This is a genomic window from Bacillus sp. 220_BSPC (assembly GCF_001054655.1).
GTDB lineage: Bacteria > Bacillota > Bacilli > Bacillales > DSM-1321 > Peribacillus > Peribacillus frigoritolerans.
On sequence record NZ_JVPL01000320.1, the window covers coordinates 32,537 to 53,162 of the forward strand.

General features: G+C 38.8%; 21 protein-coding genes. 10 read left to right on the forward strand and 11 right to left on the reverse strand.

Translation table 11 applies throughout. From position 1 onward, the window contains the following. Positions 1-460 precede the first annotated feature (460 nt). The 6 genes from ADA55_RS29775 to ADA55_RS26760 form a co-directional block, all read right to left on the reverse strand. Complete coding sequence (locus ADA55_RS29775; RefSeq protein ID WP_105718789.1) at positions 461-1,177, reverse strand: hypothetical protein; 717 nt, start codon at positions 1,175-1,177, stop codon at positions 461-463. 1 nt (position 1,178) lies between these two features. Then, the gene (locus tag ADA55_RS26740; protein ID WP_194719360.1) at positions 1,179-1,856 is read right to left on the reverse strand and encodes a DUF2848 family protein; all 678 of its coding nucleotides are present in this window, start codon (positions 1,854-1,856) and stop codon (positions 1,179-1,181) included. Beyond that, entirely contained in the window at positions 1,853-2,644 is a 792-nt protein-coding gene (locus ADA55_RS26745; protein ID WP_048689657.1) for a carbon-nitrogen family hydrolase, read from the reverse strand. Before ADA55_RS26745 ends, ADA55_RS26740 begins: the two co-directional genes overlap by 4 nt. 28 nt (positions 2,645-2,672) lie before the next feature. After that, a complete protein-coding gene (locus tag ADA55_RS26750) occupies positions 2,673-4,139 on the reverse strand; it encodes a 4-hydroxyphenylacetate 3-hydroxylase family protein (RefSeq protein ID WP_048689660.1) in 1,467 nt (488 codons plus the stop codon). Between the two features lie 486 nt (positions 4,140-4,625). After that, the gene (locus ADA55_RS26755) at positions 4,626-5,297 is read right to left on the reverse strand and encodes a GntR family transcriptional regulator (RefSeq protein WP_048689664.1); all 672 of its coding nucleotides are present in this window, start codon (positions 5,295-5,297) and stop codon (positions 4,626-4,628) included. A gap of 282 nt (positions 5,298-5,579) precedes the next feature. After that, complete coding sequence (locus ADA55_RS26760; protein WP_048689667.1) at positions 5,580-5,942, reverse strand: group I truncated hemoglobin; 363 nt, start codon at positions 5,940-5,942, stop codon at positions 5,580-5,582. A gap of 384 nt (positions 5,943-6,326) precedes the next feature. On the opposite strand from ADA55_RS26760, the gene ADA55_RS26765 reads away from it, so the two are divergent. Beyond that, positions 6,327-7,073 (forward strand): ABC transporter ATP-binding protein, encoded by a 747-nt coding sequence (locus ADA55_RS26765; protein WP_235443539.1) that lies wholly within the window; start codon positions 6,327-6,329, stop codon positions 7,071-7,073. Continuing rightward, entirely contained in the window at positions 7,070-9,034 is a 1,965-nt protein-coding gene (locus ADA55_RS26770) for an ABC transporter permease (RefSeq protein WP_048689670.1), read from the forward strand. Before ADA55_RS26765 ends, ADA55_RS26770 begins: the two co-directional genes overlap by 4 nt. 21 nt (positions 9,035-9,055) lie before the next feature. On the opposite strand, the gene ADA55_RS31605 is transcribed toward ADA55_RS26770, so the two are convergent. Beyond that, positions 9,056-10,054 (reverse strand): sensor histidine kinase, encoded by a 999-nt coding sequence (locus ADA55_RS31605; protein ID WP_048689674.1) that lies wholly within the window; start codon positions 10,052-10,054, stop codon positions 9,056-9,058. Beyond that, positions 10,051-10,725, reverse strand: a complete 675-nt coding sequence (locus ADA55_RS26780) for a response regulator transcription factor (RefSeq protein WP_048689676.1) — start codon at positions 10,723-10,725, stop codon at positions 10,051-10,053. The genes ADA55_RS31605 and ADA55_RS26780 overlap by 4 nt, the downstream gene beginning before the upstream one ends. 466 nt (positions 10,726-11,191) lie before the next feature. Between ADA55_RS26780 and ADA55_RS26785 the strand changes: the two genes are divergently transcribed. The 4 genes from ADA55_RS26785 to ADA55_RS26800 all read left to right on the forward strand — a co-directional run bounded on the left by ADA55_RS26785 (position 11,192) and on the right by ADA55_RS26800 (position 14,378). Beyond that, entirely contained in the window at positions 11,192-11,401 is a 210-nt protein-coding gene (locus ADA55_RS26785; protein WP_048689679.1) for a hypothetical protein, read from the forward strand. Between the two features lie 547 nt (positions 11,402-11,948). Further along, positions 11,949-12,821, forward strand: a complete 873-nt coding sequence (locus tag ADA55_RS26790) for a DMT family transporter (RefSeq protein ID WP_048689680.1) — start codon at positions 11,949-11,951, stop codon at positions 12,819-12,821. A 418-nt stretch (positions 12,822-13,239) separates the two neighbouring features. After that, positions 13,240-13,827 (forward strand): chromate transporter, encoded by a 588-nt coding sequence (locus ADA55_RS26795; RefSeq protein WP_048689682.1) that lies wholly within the window; start codon positions 13,240-13,242, stop codon positions 13,825-13,827. Beyond that, positions 13,827-14,378, forward strand: coding sequence for a chromate transporter (locus ADA55_RS26800; RefSeq protein WP_048689685.1), 552 nt, complete (start codon positions 13,827-13,829; stop codon positions 14,376-14,378). The genes ADA55_RS26795 and ADA55_RS26800 overlap by 1 nt, the downstream gene beginning before the upstream one ends. 34 nt (positions 14,379-14,412) lie before the next feature. On the opposite strand, the gene ADA55_RS26805 is transcribed toward ADA55_RS26800, so the two are convergent. Continuing rightward, positions 14,413-14,889 carry an Lrp/AsnC family transcriptional regulator gene (locus tag ADA55_RS26805; RefSeq protein ID WP_034315019.1) on the reverse strand — a complete coding sequence of 159 codons (477 nt, stop codon included), beginning with the start codon at positions 14,887-14,889 and terminating at the stop codon, positions 14,413-14,415. A gap of 1,018 nt (positions 14,890-15,907) precedes the next feature. Between ADA55_RS26805 and ADA55_RS26810 the strand changes: the two genes are divergently transcribed. The 3 genes from ADA55_RS26810 to ADA55_RS26820 are packed head-to-tail and all read left to right on the forward strand — an operon-like array spanning position 15,908 to position 18,444. Beyond that, positions 15,908-17,233 (forward strand): HAMP domain-containing sensor histidine kinase, encoded by a 1,326-nt coding sequence (locus tag ADA55_RS26810; RefSeq protein ID WP_250697464.1) that lies wholly within the window; start codon positions 15,908-15,910, stop codon positions 17,231-17,233. Further along, positions 17,211-17,888 carry a response regulator transcription factor gene (locus ADA55_RS26815; protein ID WP_048689691.1) on the forward strand — a complete coding sequence of 226 codons (678 nt, stop codon included), beginning with the start codon at positions 17,211-17,213 and terminating at the stop codon, positions 17,886-17,888. The genes ADA55_RS26810 and ADA55_RS26815 overlap by 23 nt, the downstream gene beginning before the upstream one ends. 1 nt (position 17,889) lies before the next feature. Further along, positions 17,890-18,444 (forward strand): TVP38/TMEM64 family protein, encoded by a 555-nt coding sequence (locus tag ADA55_RS26820; protein WP_048689694.1) that lies wholly within the window; start codon positions 17,890-17,892, stop codon positions 18,442-18,444. An 84-nt stretch (positions 18,445-18,528) separates the two neighbouring features. Here ADA55_RS26820 and ADA55_RS31135 read toward each other — a convergent pair whose 3' ends face one another. Further along, a complete protein-coding gene (locus ADA55_RS31135; protein ID WP_048689696.1) occupies positions 18,529-18,957 on the reverse strand; it encodes an HD-GYP domain-containing protein in 429 nt (142 codons plus the stop codon). 377 nt (positions 18,958-19,334) lie between these two features. Here ADA55_RS31135 and ADA55_RS26830 point away from each other — a divergent pair, with 377 nt between their 5' ends. Next, entirely contained in the window at positions 19,335-20,111 is a 777-nt protein-coding gene (locus ADA55_RS26830; RefSeq protein WP_048689699.1) for a SurA N-terminal domain-containing protein, read from the forward strand. An 84-nt stretch (positions 20,112-20,195) separates the two neighbouring features. On the opposite strand, the gene arsC is transcribed toward ADA55_RS26830, so the two are convergent. After that, positions 20,196-20,615: an arsenate reductase (thioredoxin) gene (gene arsC, locus ADA55_RS26835; protein WP_048689701.1), complete on the reverse strand. Its 420-nt coding sequence runs from the start codon at positions 20,613-20,615 to the stop codon at positions 20,196-20,198. Positions 20,616-20,626 lie beyond the last annotated feature (11 nt).

A 20,626-nucleotide genomic window follows, 5' to 3' on the forward strand; every position in this document is an offset into this window, starting at 1 on the left:
GATTCCTTTAGTGGATGTGCTAAATGGAAAACTTCCAACTTGCTTCACCTTCTCTGTCATCAAAATAATGACTTTTAAAATGTTTAGTCGATATTATTTAGTGCAATACTACTTCAAAAACCTTGTTTCCGTTTGGTACTAAGGACCATGTTTCGTCCCCAGTCGATAATCAACCATTAATGGAGTGCATTTTAAGTCAATTTGAACTTTTCATGAATGTGCACTCATTGTTTACCGAATAGAGTTTATGTGTAATGAACTCTGTATACATAATCCATCAAACGGAACATTCACATACCTGCTTCCTGTGATACCCAATTATCAAATTGAGCATTCAGCACGTGGTCCCTGTGGAAGAATATATCAGAGATAAAAGGCTCCTCGTTGTTTGATGTCACGAGAAGCCATTTGATGGATTGCCATATTGCTATAGGAATGCAGAAGTCCGGTACATACCTCTTTATTGTTCCGTGGAGTAATAGCGGACCTCGAAAATCTTACAGCCATCTGGTGATTTCCACGGTCCATGTTCCATACCGGGAGGGCGGCAAGCAACCATTCCTGCTGTAAATTCCTCATTTAGACGCAAATCGATTAAAGATCCTTCAATAATATATAATTCTTCCCAAAAATCATGGACTTGCACGCCATTAGGAGATGTATCTGTCCCTGGACCGTTATGAAGAATTCTTGTAGCGACCCCTGTAGTAGGGTCAGAAGCAATGATTCTTTCAGAAAGGCTCTTAACTTTACTAAAAGGCTGCGCTTCAAAAGTGGTATGATCGACAAATTCATGTTCTTCTTTTTTCTGATCTGCATAATAGCGAACTTCGAAAATCCTGCAGCCATTAGGTGATTTCCATGGACCATGCTCCATCCCTGGAGGACGGCATGCAACCATTCCTGCTGTAAATTCCTCATTTAGACGTAAATCGATTAAGGATCCTTCAATAATATATAATTCTTCCCAAAAGTCATGGACTTGCACGCCATCAGGCGATGTATCAGTACCTGCTTCCAGTTCAAGGATACGAGTTGCTACATTAGTATCTGGAATCTGCGCAATGATTCGTTGAGATGCACCTTCTACAGTTTTTGAAGGAACGGCCTCAAAGGTTTTATACTCAACAAATTCCAACTCTGGTTTTCTATCAATTTTCATTTTTGATTTTTCCATTTCAAACTACCTCCGCATCCACTAAAATATGAACCTGATAATTCAATTGAATTTTGTTATCTGTTAATCGATCATATAATTCTGCTGAAAATGCTTCCCCATAAATGAATTCGCCATTTATAATCGGTAATGTTCCGCAAAACACAATCATATCCTCACTATCATAGCCACGTTCTTCGATAATTTTGAGCAATTCTTCAGGATGCAAGAATTCTCCTAGCTTGCCTGCTTGGTACTCGTTTTTCACCCCATCGACGATCATCCAGCTTCTCATTTCAATGTCATCCCATCGATCTTTTACGTCATCCAAGGCCCAAAATTGTGTTGAAATAGGTTTGCTGCATACTTGTTTGGATTTCTGAATAGACACTTTTTCAAGCCCGCGGTCCGTGTGGTCACTGCCTAGTCCTAAATACCATTTCCCTTCAATTTTCATGATGACCACTTCTGCTTCTCCGCTACTGCTTTCTTGGATAACTGAAATTGAGTTATTTGTCGTAATGAGATTTGTTGAAAGATCGTAAATCATCGGAACTTGTGGAGGAGCCGGAACGCCGATCTCCTTCAATTCATCAATATGTTTTTTTACAGATTCCTGGTCTTTTCCCGTATAGCCGGCAATAAGCAATCGTTTAGGGTCTGCGACAATATTTCTTCCACAAACATTAATATTTATCAACTGAATTCCTCCTGCCTATCTAATACCCGGTGCTTCAAATTAGGAAATACATCACGAATTTTAGCAACCTGAGCTGGATCAATCTCTGTTTTAATAATAGTTTCTTCATCTCCTCCAGCAGCCACAACAATCCCCCATGGGTCAACCACTTGACTATGACCAGCTAAAAGGACGTCATTAGTATTTCCAACACAATTACTCGAAATCAAGAAACACTGGTTTTCCAATGCCCGAACTGAATTGAATAATTTCCAATGCTCCAGTCTTCTATGCGGCCAAGCAGATGTAACAAGAAGTAACTCTGCTCCTAAATCCACTTCTGCACGGTACAATTCAGGAAATCGCAAATCATAACAAGTTGATAAGCCAACTTTCCCGAATTCTGTATCGACTACAGTTGTTTCATTTCCTCTCGTCAATATTTGACCTTCTTTTGAACCATAACGAAATAAATGCATTTTTCGATAGGTTCCTATTAGTGTCCCATCCGGAGAAAATAGAACACTTGTGTTGTAGTATTTTCCATTATTTTTTTCTATAAAACTACCTGCAAATATATATGACTTAACTTCTTTGGCCTTTGCAGAGAAACGTTGGACAAAATCGCCATTCAATTCTTCTGATTCGTCCATATAACGATCAAAAGAAAAGTACCCCGTTGCCCACGTTTCTGGTAAAACTATTAAATCTTGTCCTTTTAATCCATCAATCATTGACTCCACACGATCTATGCGAGCAGATTTAGATTCACTATCTTTAATCTCCAATTGTATTGATGCAATTTTCATTTCTGCAACACCCTTTTCTATATATTTTTTATATTAATTCTTTCACTTGAGTGGGAAGTGAATAGCTTCCTAAAAATTTATCCACCATTTGAACCGGCTCATCATAGCCGTAATTTCTAAATGAAAAGCCCTTCGTGACGAATGGTGCACCATTATAGAACATTTCATACTGTTGATGCCTGCCACCGAATTCTGAACCAATGATATCCCATACTAACTTAAATAGTTTAATTTTCTCCTCAGCCCCAACTCCCGTAGAACGTATATATTGATACATATCATCTTTCGTTTCAGGATTGATGAGCTCTTTATATGAAGATGGTAATTGTAAAACGCCTCCACCGCATAACTCCCGTAAAATTTTAATAGTGGAAGCATAGATTGTTTCCTGTTGACCGACTACACCATAGAGAAAACGTGGATTCGGTCGTGCCACACCGTTTTTGTCGATGATACAATTATATTCCGAAGCTAAAAGATTACCTTCTACAGAAGCCGCAATAGAAGCGAGTTCCCCTAACTTCTCTAGGACTGATGGGATTTTATCAATTCCATTCATAGCAGCAACTTTTCGGGCAGCACCAATCAAAAATTTCAATTTATTGCTAAATCTTATTTGCGCTTGATTATTGCCTAATACGTGAGCTGGTGTTTCATGGAACTGAGCCCTCACGATGTCAATATTTTTGTAAACAAAAATATCTTGCCAAGGAATAAATACATCGTCAAAAACGACTAATGAATCACTTTCATCAAAACGGGAGGACAATGGGTAATCAAATGTGCTTGGTGATTTTTCAGCATAACCAGGCCTCGCATAAAATTTTAATCCTTTTGCATGAATCGGCAGGACAAAAGACAAAGCATAATCTTCATCACCAGGTCTGAGTGGTGTAAGGCAACTTACGAATAAGTAATCGGATACGGCTGATGCAGTACCGAGCATTTGAGAACCTCGAACAATAATTCCATCCTCCCTTTCTTCGTACACTCCAACTGGGAGAAACTTATCTTCCTGCTCATGAGCTGCTTTACTTCGATCAATTTGTGGCGGAATAATAACGTATGTTACATATAGATCTTGATCTCGTACATGTTTATAGAAATTCAAAACATTATTTCCATAACCTTCTCCTCCACGATCAAACACTTCGGGTGAACTGGCAAAAGCAGCCAAAAAGCTGGCAACGTGATCAGGGCTTCTTCCGACAAATCCACAAGTTGCTTCAGACCATTTAGAAATCGCCAATCTTCTCTCTTCAAGTTCTTCCCGACTCCTTGGAATCATATAAATTTTATTTGCTAGTGTACCGTCCTCAGTTTTGTATGTCATATTCTGAGATTCATCCCATGCTAGGTCGTATAAGCCTGCAATGGTTTGGGTAATTCCCGTAAAAGCTGGGTGGGTCGTCACATCCTGTACTCGTTCCCCATTTATGTAGATTGCCCTATCATCTTTCAATGTCTGTAAATATTCTTTACCTGTTCTAACCATACCTGATTCCTCCTATATGTTTGAATAAGTACATGTTTTAAAAACAAGAAACGATTTAACAGCTTAAAGGCGAACCTTAATTGTATTTTGTATGATGTATTATGTATTGTGTATACATTAAAGGCTTTGCCAATTCCTATCATGTAATTATGGTTGGTAAAGTCAAAGTGAATTTAATGTTTATCCCTTAAATATTCTCTACTCTTTACCTATGAACATCAACGACTGGTAAACGCTTTCATTTGCAATGAACTATAGACGGTTCTTTCAACACCATGACTTACTATCTAAGCAAAAACCCAAGAAAAAGCATTCGGAAGAATTTCTCCAAGGCTTTTGCTCTAAACGTGAGAATTGGTTTGACCTTGCTGTAAATCTTCCATTTCATAGGCAAGTTTATTCAAAACCGTTAATTTTTGTCACTATAAATATAGTAAACTACCTTTTACTAGGAGCAATCCCTCCCTTCAAGCATTTGGTGGAAAATCAGGAATTATCAACCATAATCAATGTTTCTTTTGTTTTTTCCAAATGGTTTAAAATCGCCTGTGAAGCAAGTTCGGGATTTTTCTCCTCCAAAGCCTGGATAATCTGAGTATGTTCCATTAAAACATTTTTCATTCTCCCAAGTTTACTGACTGCTTTTAACCCCATTAGCTGAGTAAGGTTATGAAGATTGTTCAAAACTTGCTCTATTATGGTGAAGTTTGCCAGTCTTGTCAAAGAGAGATGAAACTCATGGTCTAGCTTAATAAAACTAATAGCATCATCATTTTGCAATGCTTCTTCTTGCTGCTTCAGAATTAATTTAAGCAGCCTCAGTTGTTCAGGTGATGTAATTTCTTTTGTTAGTTTTTTCACTGATTCAACTTCAATAGCACTTCTTAGTAAAAAGATTTCATCCTGTTCCTCTGGAGTAATCTTTCTTACAGTTAAACCCTTCCTTGGAATGGAAACAAGTAATCCTTCCTTCACCAAATCTTGAATAGCTGCCCTTACCGGAGTTCTTGAAGTATCTAACCTTTCCGCTAATTGAACTTCTGTAAATATTTCATCACTGGTAATACCACCAAATAAAATGGCTTTTTTTATTTGATTATAAACTTTATCTTGTGTTGTTCTTTCCTTTTCGATTGGTTTTAAATGAATTCCTGCCATATTAATCCGTCCTTTTTGATAAGTCTTTACAATATGAACAACTTGAATCTATATGATTGGCTAAATTCTCATATGTGTTATGTATACATAATACATAATACTCCAGACATAAGTCAATAATATATTTTCCATTTTTCTGAATTTTACAAAACGGTCATTGTCTTTGTAATTTTCTTAAAACGCAACTTCATTTAAAAATCATTCTTTTGGAAGTCAAAAACATGTAACAAAAGGATAAAAAATCCAAATAAAAACCCCAGATAATGGGGGATGGATCGATATTCATTTATACAAAATATCATCTTTTAGTGAAGCAACTTTAGTCAAAGCTGTATCTATGTCAGCTTCATTCACTCCAAAGTGAGCAAGTGCATCGTTAAGATGTTTGACAATGGCATTGAAATGGTCTGGTTGCAGATTCAATCCTTGGTGCGCCTTTGCCATGGATTGTCCAGAATATTGTTTTGGGCCGCCTAATGCAAAACTAATAAATTTTGTCTGATGACTCCGTTGCTTTTCCATATCCGTTTTTTCAAAAAAATGATTAACTGTCTCATCTTTAAGAACCAATTCGGAGTAAAAATAGTCCACAACTTTTGCTATCTCTTCTTCTCCGCCAACTTTTTCATATAGTGTTTGTTCCATATCCACACTCCTAATTTGTAATTAATAGAAGTATTCTTTGTAGAAAATTTGATTTTATTCCTTATCTTTCAATAATATCTCCTTCTGCTCTAGCATCCTTGCAACTAACCTGTCCCCTTAAATTCCGAAAGTGAAGTAAAGAACCGGTTAGTTCATTAGAAAATGATCGTAATCCATTTAACCCCCATTATTTCAACTTGTTGCCACTAAGTTGCTGAAAATGCATAATTGATATAGGTAATTTCATTTATTACATTCACTGTTCAAGCTGTTATTTTCATTTTCAAATTGTAATGTGACAAAATTGTAATCTTACTTCCTGTTACATCTATGGTGGGGAAAGGGATGAATTTTATAGTATGTAACATGAGGAGGAGATTTACGTTGAAAAAAGTATTACAAACTAAAAATTTATCAAAATCCTATGGAAAGGCACAGGTTTTAAAAAATATTGACCTGATCATAACTTCGGGTGAATTTACAGCTATTATGGGGCCTTCCGGTTCAGGAAAAACAACACTGATGAATGTGTTATCGACAATTGATAAATTTTCTGGCGGGGAAGTCTGGCTTGAAGAGCAGGCCCTGTTGGATTTGAACAAAAAAGCATTGCGCACATTTCGCCAAGAACGAATGGGGTTCATCTTTCAAGATTACAACTTGCTTGATACTTTAACGATTAAGGAGAACATTCTTCTGCCTCTTTCATTAAGGAAATTCTCATCGGATGAGATGGAAAGAAGGCTGAGACCAGTCATTCAGGCATTGAATATTGAAGAAATTCAGGATAAATACCCTACAGAAGTTTCTGGCGGCCAGAAACAACGGGCCTCATCGGCGCGCGCCATTATTACAAACCCTGCGATAGTTTTTGCAGATGAACCTACAGGCGCTCTTGATTCGAGATCGGCCACACAATTATTGGAACAGTTATCGGGCTTGAATGAAACGTTTCAAACGACGATCCTCATGATTACACACGATTCCTATGCAGCAAGCTTCTGTAAACGAGTCATCTTCCTGCGTGATGGGGGAATCGTAAACGAGCTTTATAAAGGTGACCAAAGTCAAAGTGACTTCTTTGATCGGATCCTTCACATCCAGAGTGCCATGGGAGGGAATCAAAGGTGAACTTACTGAATATGACGTTCCGGAACGTTCAGCGCAATTTCCGAGTTTATACGATTTATCTGTTTGCCATGATTACAGGTGTGATGGTCCATTTCACCTTCTCATCACTGATGTATAACCAGGATATATTGGATGTACTCAATAATAAGGAGAGTTTTCAAACGGGGGTGTCGATTGCCTCGGTGGTCATCTTCCTCTTTATCATTTTCTTTATTCTTTATGCTAACTCTTTCTTTAAGAAGCAAAGAAAAAAGGAATTTGGACTCTATTTGCTGCTAGGTATGAAAGAAAGCCAGATTACTCGAATGGTATTCGTTGAAAATCTGCTCATTGGATCATTCTCACTTGTAATTGGAATACTCCTTGGCGGTCTGCTGTCCAAGTTTTTCGGTATGGCATTAATGAATTTAATGCAATACGAAAATGTCATTACGCTGAATTTTCCTTATCAAGCGATCGGGTCGACAATCTTCCTGTTTCTCTTGTTAGCCATCATTGCAAGTATCCAAAGTTTCTTCATGATCAATCGCGTACAACTCGTGGAGTTGTTTCATGCAAAAGAAAAAATGGAAAAACCTATACCCTCTTCGGTCATTATGGCAGCTTTATCGTTAATGTTATTAGCAACGGAATTCTTTCTGATAAGCCGGGGCAAAGAATCAAGCATATGGCAAGATCACTTAACTTTGGCCATGATTGCCGTCACAGTCGGCATGATTGGCGGAACGTATTTGTTCTTCCGTCAGTTCTCCGGCTGGCTGCTGCAAAAAATCCGCCAGAAACATAACTTTCATGAAGGCAATCGGGTATTGTGGATCTCGTCATTACGCTTCCAAATAAGGTCGAATACGTTAAACCTTACCTTCATCTCTTTGTTCAGTGCGACCATCATTTTCTTGATTGGATTCGTTTCGATCAATTACGCTGTCCAGTTTGAAGCTGTCGGCAGGAATCTACCGAATGATATTGCGTTCCAATCATTGGATAAGGAAACTAACGAGAAAATTGATGCTAAGATAAAAAATTCCGACCACTTAATTGAATATCATAAAACTCTGGAAGCCTTAGTAGGAAAGCCGAATACAAACATGGACCTTGCTTTTGAGAACCCTGAGTATTTTTCAAAGGACGTTTTTCTTTTTCCAGAAAAAGCATATAACGAAATCATCTCATTGCGCGGAAATCAGGAGGAAATCCATTTAGAAGATATGGAAGCTGTAACTCTGTCACAAGGAACAGATTACCCAAAACCCTTCCCCTCCGATCGGCTTCCACGTTTTAAAGTGAATGTAAATGAAGATATCACTCTAAAACTAATAGAGAAAAAAGATTACGCATTATTAGGCTGGTCCAGCGACCCTGTTCGATCCATGATATTAAAGCCCGCAGTCCTGATTATTTCAGATGAGGCTTATCAAAACTTAAAAAGCAAAGCCAAAACGGTACATTTTGAAATTTATGAAATCGAAAATGAGAAGCAGGCTGAATCCTTATCAACTGATATACATGCCATTGTTACGAAGAAGCCCGACACTTACTATTCTTCGTTTGCCGATGTGTATTCAAAGCAAATAGAAGGTTCATCTTTAATGTTATTTGCAGCTGCTTTCCTGGCTGTCATTGCCTTGTTTGCATTGGCCAGCGTCATTTACTTTAAACAATTGCGGGAAGCAACGGAAGAACAAAGGCAGTATTCCATTCTGCGGAAGATCGGAACCGCAGACCGTGAATTGAAAAGCGTGATCCGTAAACAACTTCTCTTTGTTTTCTTCCCTTCGCTAGTTTTAGGCATTTTACACAGCTGGCTCATTTTAAAATACTATATCCTGGATTCAGTACAAGATTTCCCGCAGCTTACCTCCATGCTCTGGTTCATCTTTGCTATATACTTTGTGATCTATGTATTGTTTTATCTATCTTCCGCGAATCTCTACTACAAAATCGTAAATCAGAAATATTAATAAAAAACGCAATGGCCTTCATCAAGGTCTCATTGCGTTTTTTTGCATATTGAAATAGGGATCGACATTTTTGGGAAAGTGCATGGCAAATTCGGTATACAAACCCGTTTCAGAGGTACAGGTGATATAGTGACCAAGCTTATTGGATAACTGCTGTGCTAAATATAACCCCATCCCTGTGGATTTTGTGTAGGTACGCCCGTTGGATCCTGTAAAACCCCTATTAAATATCCTTGGTAAATCAGTTTTTTCTATACCAATTCCATTATCTCTAATGATCAGCTGCTTTTCTTTTAAATCAGAACCTGTCTCAATCTTTATTTCCCCTTCTTCTTGCGTATACTTCAAGCAATTTGAAATTAATTGATTCAGGATGAATTGCAGCCACTTGGGGTCACTTTGGATGGTGGTTGGTTCAATCTGTAACCGAAGGCGGATTTTCTTGGAAATAAATGTTTTGGAATGAGTTTTTATGACCTCTTTCACCAATTGGTCCAAATCACAATTCTTGATGTCATAATCCTGATTGAAGTTATCCAACTTTGCGTAATAAAGTGCCTGATCCACATAATGCTCTATCCTTGATACCTCATCATGAAAAATCTTGGCATCGATTTCTGTTTGCTGCATCAATCGCAGCACTGAGATGGGTGTTTTAATTTCATGAAACCACGAAACAATAAAATCATAATACTCGTTTTGCTTCTCATGAATCTGATTGAGAGACCTAATATGTTCCCTTTCCTTCTCTTCAAACAAATGCTGTAAAGAGGCTGCCTCCAAAGAAAGGTTCTCATGATCTTCGTCACCCCTTGCCCGGATTGCACGTAAACTTTGCTGATACCGATACAAAAAGAAAATAATCAATACGAATAGGGTTAATGCCCCCGCATATAGAAAAGTGTTCCAGCTCCATGTCATATTGGGGTCCGTGTAAAACACGGCAGAAACCATGCAAAAGATAAAAACGAATAAAACGATATAAGGCTTCTCATATTTTAAAAATTGGATGAACCTCATTCGATCAGATACCCCATTCCTTTACGTGTCACAATAAAGTCTTCTAATCCAATTCCAGTAATCTTACGCCTTAACCGATTTACATTAACAGTCAGTGTATTATCGTCGACAAACTGTTCATCATTCCAAAGAGCTTGCATCAAGTCCTCTCTGGGTACAATTTTCCCTATTCTGCGCATCATCAACTGCAAAATGATGAACTCATTACGTGATAGTTCAATGGATTGTTCCTCAAATTGGATAGTTGAGTTTGTTACATGCAAAGACAAGTCCCGGTGCGTCAGTTTTAGGTTATGTCCATATTGATAGGTATAATTCCTGCGTAGCAATGCACTGATTTTTGCTACAAGAACATCTAAATCAAATGGCTTCTGGATAAAATCATCCCCTCCCATATTAATGGCCATGATGATGTCCATGTTTTGATTTCTAGAGGAAAGGAACAGTATGGGCACACTTGAGATTGCACGGATCTGCTGACACCAATAAAAGCCATCAAAGGTTGGCAAGTTTATATCCAATAGTACCAAATCAGGCTGGAATTTCTCAAAATCATCTAAAATGTGGTCAAATTCCATTATCCCCACAACGTCGTATTTCCATTTTGTTAGCGTATCAGCCACAATTTTTCTAATTTTTTCATCATCTTCAACTATCATAATTTTAAACATAACAATCTCCTATTCGAATCGATAAAGGTTTACATGTTCTTTAATATCATTATGCTAATTATTCCAAACTCCTGTCATTTGTACAATACATCACTCAAGAATATGACTCAATTAAAGTAACTATAGAGAAGGAATGAGATAGTGACACCCTGCCCCCCTTTTAGGGAATGTACAATTTGAACGTTGAATCCAGGCACTCGCTTTCCGCGGGCGGTCCGCCATCCGTACCAATCAGCTTTGTTTTAACTTTGAAGCGAATAGTGTTAGTCGACAATATTTTTTCAGCAATTAAATAACCACCAATGGGTAATGACATATCCTATTTTTCGACTTTGCACTCAAACAGAAGGATACCCAAAAAAACTGAAGACATTAATTTTAAGATAAAAAAGTTACCAGTTTGGCCAAAAAATAAGTATAAGAATGTAATAGATTGGATAAACTAATAAAAAAGGAGTGGGAGATTATGGAGACTAAACTTAAAGAAGGAACGAAAGAAATGTGGAGCGAAATTAATGAATGTATAACTCGGAAAATCAATGAAAAGCATGATTTATCTTTTCAAAAGAAGAGCAATGATAATTATATGAATCTATATATTCAAACAGCCGTCTTACACACGTTATTTGAACTATCGGATGAGTTCAGGAAAATCGAAAGAAAATATAACGGATAGTGATGCTTCCGGAAAGGACATGCACTGAATTCACCATAACGGTGGATTAGGATTAAACTCTTTAAGGGAGCCAATTAATCCTAATCCACCTTTTATTTCCAGCATCATTACTGTACCATCTGTTTCCCTTCCCTATAAATCCCTCTTTCTATTCCAACTAGAATCCATGAACCAAATAGAAACCCCACCAGTTTTTAGGGTTGGGTTTTTTCCTGAATTTTACGTTTTAGTATAATGCGAATGATTTTAATGGTACGCTAAGTTTAATACTATAATTTGTTGTTTTATTAATCTGAAATCTTGTATATTTAAATGAGTATGGTAATAACTTACTGACGTTTGAAACGAATGATCGGTAGCAGCTCCGAATAGCTTTTTAATTAGCTAACATCATTGAAAATAAATATTTTTGGAAAGAGAGCTGAAAGCTGATGTTGTGGTCACCACTATTCGAAAATGATGTACCTGCAGTTTTTCTTCCTTAACGGCAGAAAACTTGCATCTCCGTTAGGGACTGGAATGTTTAGTTAAAACGGAGGGTACAAAAATGAAAAACACTATAATAGGTTCTTTATATTTATCACTCGCTGCCAGCATTTGGGGCGGGATGTATGTTGTGGTAAAAGTTGTGGTAGACGTTGTTCCGCCGCTTGAATTAGTATTATTACGATATGTAATTGCGATTTTAGCATTGCTGACAATTGGTTTAATAACAAAACAATCTTGGCGGATTGACAAACGGGACTGGCTTTTGGTTTTCATTATAGGACTTGTTGGGAACACCATTTCCATCGTAACCCAGGAAGTCGGTACGCTGCTATCCACCGCACAAATGGGGGCCATCATCACTTCAACAACCCCTGCATTCATGGTGATATTTGCACGTATCGTTTTAAAAGAAAAGATCACTTTAAAAAAATCTATTTCTGTTATTTTAGCGACACTCGGTGTCGGTATCATTGTCGGAAATGCCCATATTGGCTCATCTCACCAACTTGGGGGCGTATCACTGCTTATTGCTGCGTTAACTTGGGCCCTTATGTCTGTTCTAATCAAACGTGTACCAGGGCAATATTCACAAATTGTTATTACGACCTATGCCGTGCTTGTGGCAATTGTCTTTTTAGCACCTGTTACGATTAGTCGATTGGATGAGCTTGACTTTCAAGCCATCATGCATCCATCCATATGGGGCGGCATTCTATACTTGGGCGTTATTTCAACAGCATGTGCCTTTTTACTGTGGAATCGCGGACTGCAAATGCTTACTGCTTCAAGTGGCGGACTATTTTTCTTTTTACAGCCTATAGTCGGTACTTTTTTAGGTTGGTTAATGCTAGGTGAACAAATCGGCTTGTCTTTTTGGATCGGTACGATCTTAATTTTTACCGGTGTGCTATTAGTCATTCGGGAAGAATGACCCACATTAAGTTTATTAGAATTATATATTAAAAAATGTACCTTATAGAGCAGTCACTCTGAAACAGGCTGCCCATAGGGTACTTTTTAGGTTTATAAAGGGGGCTTGTAGAAAAGTTGTTTTTTTGTTTATAATTTCTCCTTCTTATCCCCCATAAGGCGGAATCCAATAATCCATCGCACTAATGGGAAAAGCATTATACTTGCTTGTTTGTCTAATGTAATCCAAACTTCCTTCCTCAAGGCAAAAAGATACTTTCTTTTGTTTATTTCAACCCATTATATCGAAAACCCCCAAAAATACATTCATTACGTAATTATTATCATAATTTTTTGTACATTTCGAAAGAATTTTTGTTATCATTAATTCATAATCTTGGAAATGAATGCTGAATTTTATAACAAAGGAGGAATCGTTTGTGAAAAATCCATATACGGAATTGACGATTGGAATGATGAGAACGGGGATATTAGGATTCGGCGGCGGGCCATCTGTCATCCCGCTCATCCGCCACGAAGCAGTTTCCCGTTATCACTGGCTTGACGATGATGAATTCGGGGACACATTGGCAATTGCCAATATACTCCCAGGACCGATTGCCACGAAGATGGCAGCATATCTAGGTTATAAATTAAAAGGCTGGCCGGGAGCCATCGTAAGTGTGGCGGCTCACGTATTACCTTCATGCATTGCGATGGTTTTCTTGATTGCGTTCATTAATGTTCTAAGTAATTCGGCAATGATCATTAATATGATCGCTGCTGTCATGCCGGTTGTCGCTGTCATGCTTGGTCAAATGGCTTATGAGTTTGGCGAAAAGGCGGTAAAAGGGTTAGGAAAAGTGCTCGGAATCACCTTTTTTGCGATTTCCTTTTTGCTTCTGCAGGTCATTTCCCTGCATCCGGGTATCGTCATTATGATGTTTCTTTTATATGGGGCGTTTCATTATAAATTAAAGGATAGATTGAAAAATAAAAAGACTGATAGGAAGGAGGAATCCGCTTAATGGGTATTATCATCCCAATAGGAGTTACTGTTTTTCTAGCGTTTTTCATTGCCAATATTCTTGGTTACGGCGGAGGTCCAGCTTCGATTCCGCTTATGTATGATCAAATCGTCACCCGTTATGGCTGGCTTGATAATACCGAGTTCTCACAAATGCTCGCGTTAGGAAATTCACTCCCTGGACCCATCGCCACGAAAATAGCCGCATATGTCGGATATGATGTATATGGCTGGCCAGGTTTTCTAGCTGCATTGGCAGGCACGATCATCCCTTCAGCCGTGGCTTTGATCTATCTATTAAAAATCCTGCGAAAATACAAGCAATCGCCTATCGTAAAAGGCATGTCACTACTCGTACAGCCCGTGATCGCGATCATGATGTTATTGCTCACCTGGAATATGGCCGCGGACGCGGTCGGGTCCATCGGCTACATCCATTCAGTCTTCATCGCTGGATTGGCCTTCTTGGCTTTAGGTAAATTCAAGATCCACCCTGCATTCATAATCATTCTTGCCTTTACGTATGGCGGCTTTATCATCCCGCTCACATAAATAAAAAATCCGCCTGTATAGGGGGATTTTTTTATTAAAGCTTCATGCCCATCCGGCTTTTATAACGTTTAATGAGAATTTGGCAATCAACGCTGACAACACCGACGACCGCATACAGTTTCTCATTAAGAAAGCGTTCCATCTCTTGATTATCAGTAAAGATTCCGTGCATATGGAGTTTACTCGGACCGGTCATATGATATAAACTCGTAACAGCCGGTTCACTTTCTAATTGCTGCGCGACCGATTCCAGATATTTTGGCTCAACCTCCACGTTAAAGAATGCCGAAACATGGATGCCGACCTTAGCTGGATTTATGACCGCAGTGAACCTCTCGATCACACCGTTTTCAACTAGATGATTAATTCTCATCTGAACCGCAACTCTGGAAAGCTCCACTTTCTTCGCTAAGTCGGTATATGAAATTCGTGCATCTTCATGTAAAACCGATATGATTTTCTTATCAATCTCATCAACTTTCAAGCTGGGAATCTTAAAGTCCTCCGCCATCTTACGTAACTCCTTTTCAATTTCTTTACTCCATTATCGCAGAGAACACCATCGGATCACAACAAACTTCCTTTTCACTACTCATAATGCAAGAAATTTTTTCGTATCCCTTTTCAATGAACTCCCTCCTACTTGCCAAGAAATGTCCATCGTTTATGTAATTTTCAAACTTAAGGTGATCAATTCAACCAGCTGGGTGCAGCCGCCAAAAATATCGATAGACTTAGAGCCCGACAAATTGACAACATCGCCCACACTTCCTTGATATCCTAATAGTCTGCAGTCCCCCTCCTTTTCTAAGATTGAAAGGCGGGGGTTTTACAGACCGTATACTGCAGGATAAAAGTTTATGAATATCCAAGGGACACTTCCTCAACCCTTTGATTGAAAGGTCTTTGCGATATTTTTGTATTCCTCATCATTGAGAATGCCCATTTTTTTGAATAAAGCGGAATATGCCATTATTTTTTTCTGCGTACGGTTTGTACAATTCATATGGATCAGCTCCTTTTTTACATAGTATTCATTCACGACAAAATGTTTCCTTAATACAAAACATTTTGTATAAACTAAGTTAAGAAACGGTCCATTTTCACGGCAGTTTCCATTCGTTAGAGGTGTAATTAAAATAAGTTCTATATGAATAATTAGTAACAACTTCGAAAAGTGTTATGTTTAATGGTTTCGCGTGGAAAATTATGTTCTTCCACGGTTGCCGCATAGCAATCCTACGTATATGTTTTGGGAGAAGTGGCTAAATACAACCTGATTCCCCCCTGCACAGGACTTAAAAAAGTGACAGTTTTGGCCCATTAAACGGAATGTCTCTCTTGCAACAAGTCATCATTCGGATTATCGTTGTTTAATAGATGCGAAGAAATTGAAATAAACTGCATACTTTCTTCATACTTTTTCGCTAAACTGACTTTATTCAATAAGAAGGTGAATAATCCTGAAAATCTCCTTTAAACTCGGACTATCTATATTTATTTGCATTTTTTTGATGGAAACCGTCTCCATGATTTACTTGCATAATAAAGTGATCCATTCCCGTATCAATCAAGAATTGGAATCACTGAAGGCCCGTGGCAATAGTCATCGTGATGTGTTGGAAATCACGTATTCCGACTCTACCCTTAAGCATATCGGCCTGATGGAATACCATACCGATACAGATGTCGTGATTACGAATACAAGAGGAGATATTCTGATATCTTCCGCAAAGGTAAATGGGGGAATGAACAAAATCTTGGCAAAAAACATCCCCCAAGTACCCCGAAAAGGTATGGTCCTCCAATCAAGTTGGAAGGATGAAAGATATATAGCCACCGTTACGCCATTTATCAGTGATAAAGAAAAAAAAGGCTATGTTTATATGTTCAAAGATACTAGAGATGTTGAGGATTTAATCGCACAATTGAATAGGCATTTCCTTTTTGCGACTGCATTGCTCCTTTTATTCATGCTTATCACCATCTATTTTCTATCAAAAGCTTTGACTAGACCGCTTATTTCGATGAAGGAAGCGACAACCAAACTCAGCAAAGGGAATTTTTCAGTGGCTGTGCCGGTACGATCACATGATGAGCTCGGGGAGCTTGCCCAATCCATTCAAAGCTTGGCTAATGAATTGAACTATTTAAAGAAGGAACGCAATGAATTTTTGGCAAGTATCTCCCATGAACTGCGCACGCCGCTAACTTATATCAAGGGATATGCTGATATAACCCGACGGAAAGATTTGGATGCATCCGAACGAACAAGATACTTAGAGATCATCCATGATGAATCCGAACGATTAAACAGATTATTGGACGAACTATTCAATATGGCTAGAATGGATGTAAATACATTCACCATATCAAAAGAAATCGTCCAGCTCTCTTCATTCCTGCAAAACATTCATGAAAAAGTGCTGCCGGCTTTTGCAAATGAAAGAATTCAATTGAATCTGGAATGCAAGGATGACTTATTTATAGATATAGATCCCTCACGGTTTGAGCAAGTCATTCTTAACCTGTTGGATAATGCACTGAAGTACTCGAACGAATATACAGTCACCACCATCAAAGCCACTGAATGCAATGGCTGGATTTCCATCTCCATAATCGATCAAGGGGTTGGCATTCCACCTGAAGATGTCCCCCATATCTTTGATCGTTTATATCGTGTCGAGAAATCACGTGCCAGAGATACCGGCGGATTCGGATTGGGGCTCTCCATTGTCAAGCAATTAGTGGAGATACAAGGTGGAACCATTTCGGTTAAAAGCAACTTGGAGCAAGGAACGTGCTTCACTATCACATTTAAGGAGAAAACAAATGAAGACAGTAGTTCTGGTTGATGATGAACAGAGAATGCTTGATCTATTAGAGCTATACATTAAACCTCACGGATATACATGCCTGAAGATGAAATCTGGACTTGAAGCCTTACAGTTCTTAGCGCGTGAACATGCGGACATAGTACTTCTTGATGTAATGATGCCTGAGATGGATGGGTGGGAAACGTGCGAAAGGATCCGTGCGTTTTCCAGCATTCCCATAATCATGCTCACCGCCCGGGATGCTGCACAAGAAATGGTGAAAGGGTTGAAAAAGGGTGCAGATGATTATATTACGAAACCCTTTCATGAAGATGTTTTACTCGCCAGAATCGAAGCAGTGACGCGGCGGGTGCATAATCAGGATGATTCTTTGACCTTTAGGGGGCTAAAATTAAATGAATCTGCTTATGAAGCACATTATGATACCAAAACAATTCCATTAACACCGAAAGAGTTCTCACTGCTGTGCTTGTTTTTAAAATCCCCAGATCAAGTGTATTCCAGAGACCACCTGCTTTCGACCATATGGGGTTTTAAAACGGATACCGAAGATCGGACAATCGATTCCCATATTCGAAATATTAGAGAGAAATTGCGTCATGCCGGTTTTCCAGCAGATCAACATTTGAAAACGGTCTGGGGCATCGGGTATAAATGGAGTTCTGTGGATTGATATGAATTTCATTTCTGAGGCATTACTATCCAGCGGCCCTTTCTCCATTGGTGTAAGTTTAGTATTCAATATATTGATCAGCGTGCTTGGTTTTATTCCAAGTGTATTCATCACGGCCGCCAATATCAGCGTATTTGGATTTGAAAAGGGATTGATCCTTTCTTACATGGGAGAAATTGCCGGTGCAGTGGTCAGCTTTTGGTTATATCGAAAGGGCTTTCAAACATTCAAACCCAAGTTCATGAAGAACCGGTGGGTCAAGAAGCTGCAAAAGTCACAAGGGTTCCATGCATTTTGGATGATCCTGATGCTTAGGCTCCTTCCTTTTATACCATCCGGCGTAATCAACCTAACAGCAGCATTAAGCAAGACGGGAATGATGATTTTCTTCCTCGCCACCTCCATCGGAAAACTGCCTGCCCTCCTTGTCGAGGCATATTCGGTAACACAGGTATTGAAGGCATCGGACGATGTAAGAATTGTTTTGATACTGTTGATTCTCGTAATCGCAGTCGTTTATTATTTTAATAGAAATAAGAAAAAAGGAAGGGAGTAAAAAGCTTCACTACTTTTTTGGTAAATTGAAGCGATCCATTTACCATTTTACAAACTCCTTAGTTTTTTCAAGAACGTTACCCCTTTATCTCCATGGGTTAACGACCAGATCCAGAAGGCGACCAGTTCGCAATTTACTATATCCCTGTGCTGCGAACAGTATCGCGCCTTTTTTTCTGTGCCGCCTTTCATCAAAATAGCAAAAGTAAGACATCACAATGGATGGGTCGAAATGCTTTCCTTTTTGTTCGTTTATGAAAAATAATGCCCGCTCCACTGACCAGGAATCTTTATAAGGCCTTATGCTGGTCAATGCATCAAACACATCCACACTGGCTACGATTCGAGCTTCCAAAGGGATTTCCTCCCCTTTCAAACGGTGGGGATATCCCGTTCCATCCCTTTTTTCATGATGATGGAGGATGATGTTTTCAGCCACTTCCAGGCTGCTGATCACATCATTGTTGATTTCCCTTTCAAAATCTATACCTCCAATAATCTGCTGGATTTCCAACTCTGTCTCTTAGTCACTATTCTCATTGTCACGGCTCACTCCGTTCATGATTTGGAAGATAGGTTAAATGAACTATATCCGGATGATAAGGTATACAATACCATACAAGTTTTATATACAATAGTTACTAAGCATCGTTTTGTGAGTAAGAGATAGATGACAAGTTTCTGTCTGCACCAGGTCCTTTTAAGCATATTGCATGACGAAGGGTAAATGGGTTCATTTCCGCGAATGTTACACTTATATAATGAGATGATGCCTATACTATCTTCCTGTTTTCTGGAAAAAAGAATGAATTTATTGTGTTTTAATGGGAAATTCCTTTATAATGCGCATTAGATGATTTTTTAGCATTGAATACGAGAGGAGACTGAAATATGAAGAAACTATTGTACCCAATCATCATTGGATTATTGGCAGTTGTTCTAACGGCTTGTGGTTCGAACGATGAAGCTGATAAGAAAAATGACGAGAAAGAGACTAAAACAACTGAGAAAGAAACGGCTAAAGCAACTGAGGAACAGCAAAAACAGATGGAAGAAATGCAAAAGAAACTAGACAAGCAAAAGGTAGATGAAAAGAAAACGGTAGCCATCGTCAATGACGAAAAAATTTCAGGTGCGGAATATAATACCGTGTTGTCCACCACACAAATGCAGATGCAGCAATTCGGACAAGACCCAACATCCAAGGAGGGCGCCAAACAAATTAAAGAGCAAACGCTCAACTCTTTAGTGGGGCAAACATTGCTGCTTCAAGCAGCTGATAAAAAGGGCTACACAGCTTCCAAGGCCGAAATTGAAAAGCAACTTGCCGAAATCAAGAAGCAATATGAGAGTGAAGAAAAATTCAAGGCGGCATTGAAGCAAGCAGGTCTGAACTCGGAAATGCTGAATGCCCAGATCGCAGAGAACATCCCATATACGAAGTACGTTGAAAAAGAGATTAAAGTGGAAGAAGCAACTGATGAAGAAATCCAAAAGTATTACGACCAGGTTGCGGAGCAAGCTAAAACAAGCGGACAGAAGGTACAGAAACTCGAAGAAATGAAGCCGCAAATCAAGGAACAACTAGAGCAGCAAAAGAAACAAGAAAAGCTTGTGAAGCATGTCGAAGAACTTCAGAAAAATGCTAAGGTCGATATTAAGATTTAATGATGAAAAGAGCTGCCGAATTTGGCAGCTCTTTCTTTATGGTCTTTGGTCCGCCTGCTAACATCCACGGCTTTTCCATTTCATTTATTCACCGGTTCTAGAGAAACGTGCAATTCTTTCACCTATTTCATCTCGAACACGTTGGAAGGTTGCCCATTTCTCTGCATCAGTTCCTTCCGCTTTTGCCGGGTCATCAAAGCCCCAATGTTCACGTTTAACATGCGGTGGTGTCATAGGACATTTGTCAGCCGCATCCCCACATAATGTAACGACAAAATCAGCATTATTCAATATATCTGGGTCAATGATATCCGATGATTGATTGGAGATATCCAACCCAACCTCATTCATTGCTTTTACTGCTTTGGGATTTAACCCATGGGCCTCGATTCCTGCACTAAGCACCTGCCATTCGTCACCTAAATATTTCTTCCCCCATGCTTCTGCCATTTGGCTTCTGCAAGAATTACCTGTACATAAAAAGTATAGCGTTTTCTTAGCCATGCGGTTTCTCT

Excerpts from the sequence above, each read along its gene's own strand:
- ADA55_RS26800 (WP_048689685.1), top strand. The coding sequence starts at position 13,827 with ATGGGTATTATCATCCCAATAGGAGTTACTGTTTTTCTAGCGTTTTTC.
- ADA55_RS26815 (WP_048689691.1), top strand. The coding sequence starts at position 17,211 with ATGAAGACAGTAGTTCTGGTTGATGATGAACAGAGAATGCTTGATCTA.
- ADA55_RS29775 (WP_105718789.1), bottom strand. The coding sequence starts at position 1,177 with ATGGAAAAATCAAAAATGAAAATTGATAGAAAACCAGAGTTGGAATTT.
- ADA55_RS26830 (WP_048689699.1), top strand. The coding sequence starts at position 19,335 with ATGAAGAAACTATTGTACCCAATCATCATTGGATTATTGGCAGTTGTT.
- ADA55_RS26745 (WP_048689657.1), bottom strand. The coding sequence starts at position 2,644 with ATGAAAATTGCATCAATACAATTGGAGATTAAAGATAGTGAATCTAAA.
- ADA55_RS26810 (WP_250697464.1), top strand. The coding sequence starts at position 15,908 with ATGATTTACTTGCATAATAAAGTGATCCATTCCCGTATCAATCAAGAA.
- ADA55_RS31605 (WP_048689674.1), bottom strand. The coding sequence starts at position 10,054 with ATGAGGTTCATCCAATTTTTAAAATATGAGAAGCCTTATATCGTTTTA.
- ADA55_RS26780 (WP_048689676.1), bottom strand. The coding sequence starts at position 10,725 with ATGTTTAAAATTATGATAGTTGAAGATGATGAAAAAATTAGAAAAATT.
- ADA55_RS26790 (WP_048689680.1), top strand. The coding sequence starts at position 11,949 with ATGAAAAACACTATAATAGGTTCTTTATATTTATCACTCGCTGCCAGC.
- ADA55_RS26785 (WP_048689679.1), top strand. The coding sequence starts at position 11,192 with ATGGAGACTAAACTTAAAGAAGGAACGAAAGAAATGTGGAGCGAAATT.
- ADA55_RS26805 (WP_034315019.1), bottom strand. The coding sequence starts at position 14,889 with ATGGCGGAGGACTTTAAGATTCCCAGCTTGAAAGTTGATGAGATTGAT.
- ADA55_RS26820 (WP_048689694.1), top strand. The coding sequence starts at position 17,890 with ATGAATTTCATTTCTGAGGCATTACTATCCAGCGGCCCTTTCTCCATT.
- ADA55_RS26750 (WP_048689660.1), bottom strand. The coding sequence starts at position 4,139 with ATGGTTAGAACAGGTAAAGAATATTTACAGACATTGAAAGATGATAGG.
- ADA55_RS26755 (WP_048689664.1), bottom strand. The coding sequence starts at position 5,297 with ATGGCAGGAATTCATTTAAAACCAATCGAAAAGGAAAGAACAACACAA.
- ADA55_RS26760 (WP_048689667.1), bottom strand. The coding sequence starts at position 5,942 with ATGGAACAAACACTATATGAAAAAGTTGGCGGAGAAGAAGAGATAGCA.
- arsC (WP_048689701.1), bottom strand. The coding sequence starts at position 20,615 with ATGGCTAAGAAAACGCTATACTTTTTATGTACAGGTAATTCTTGCAGA.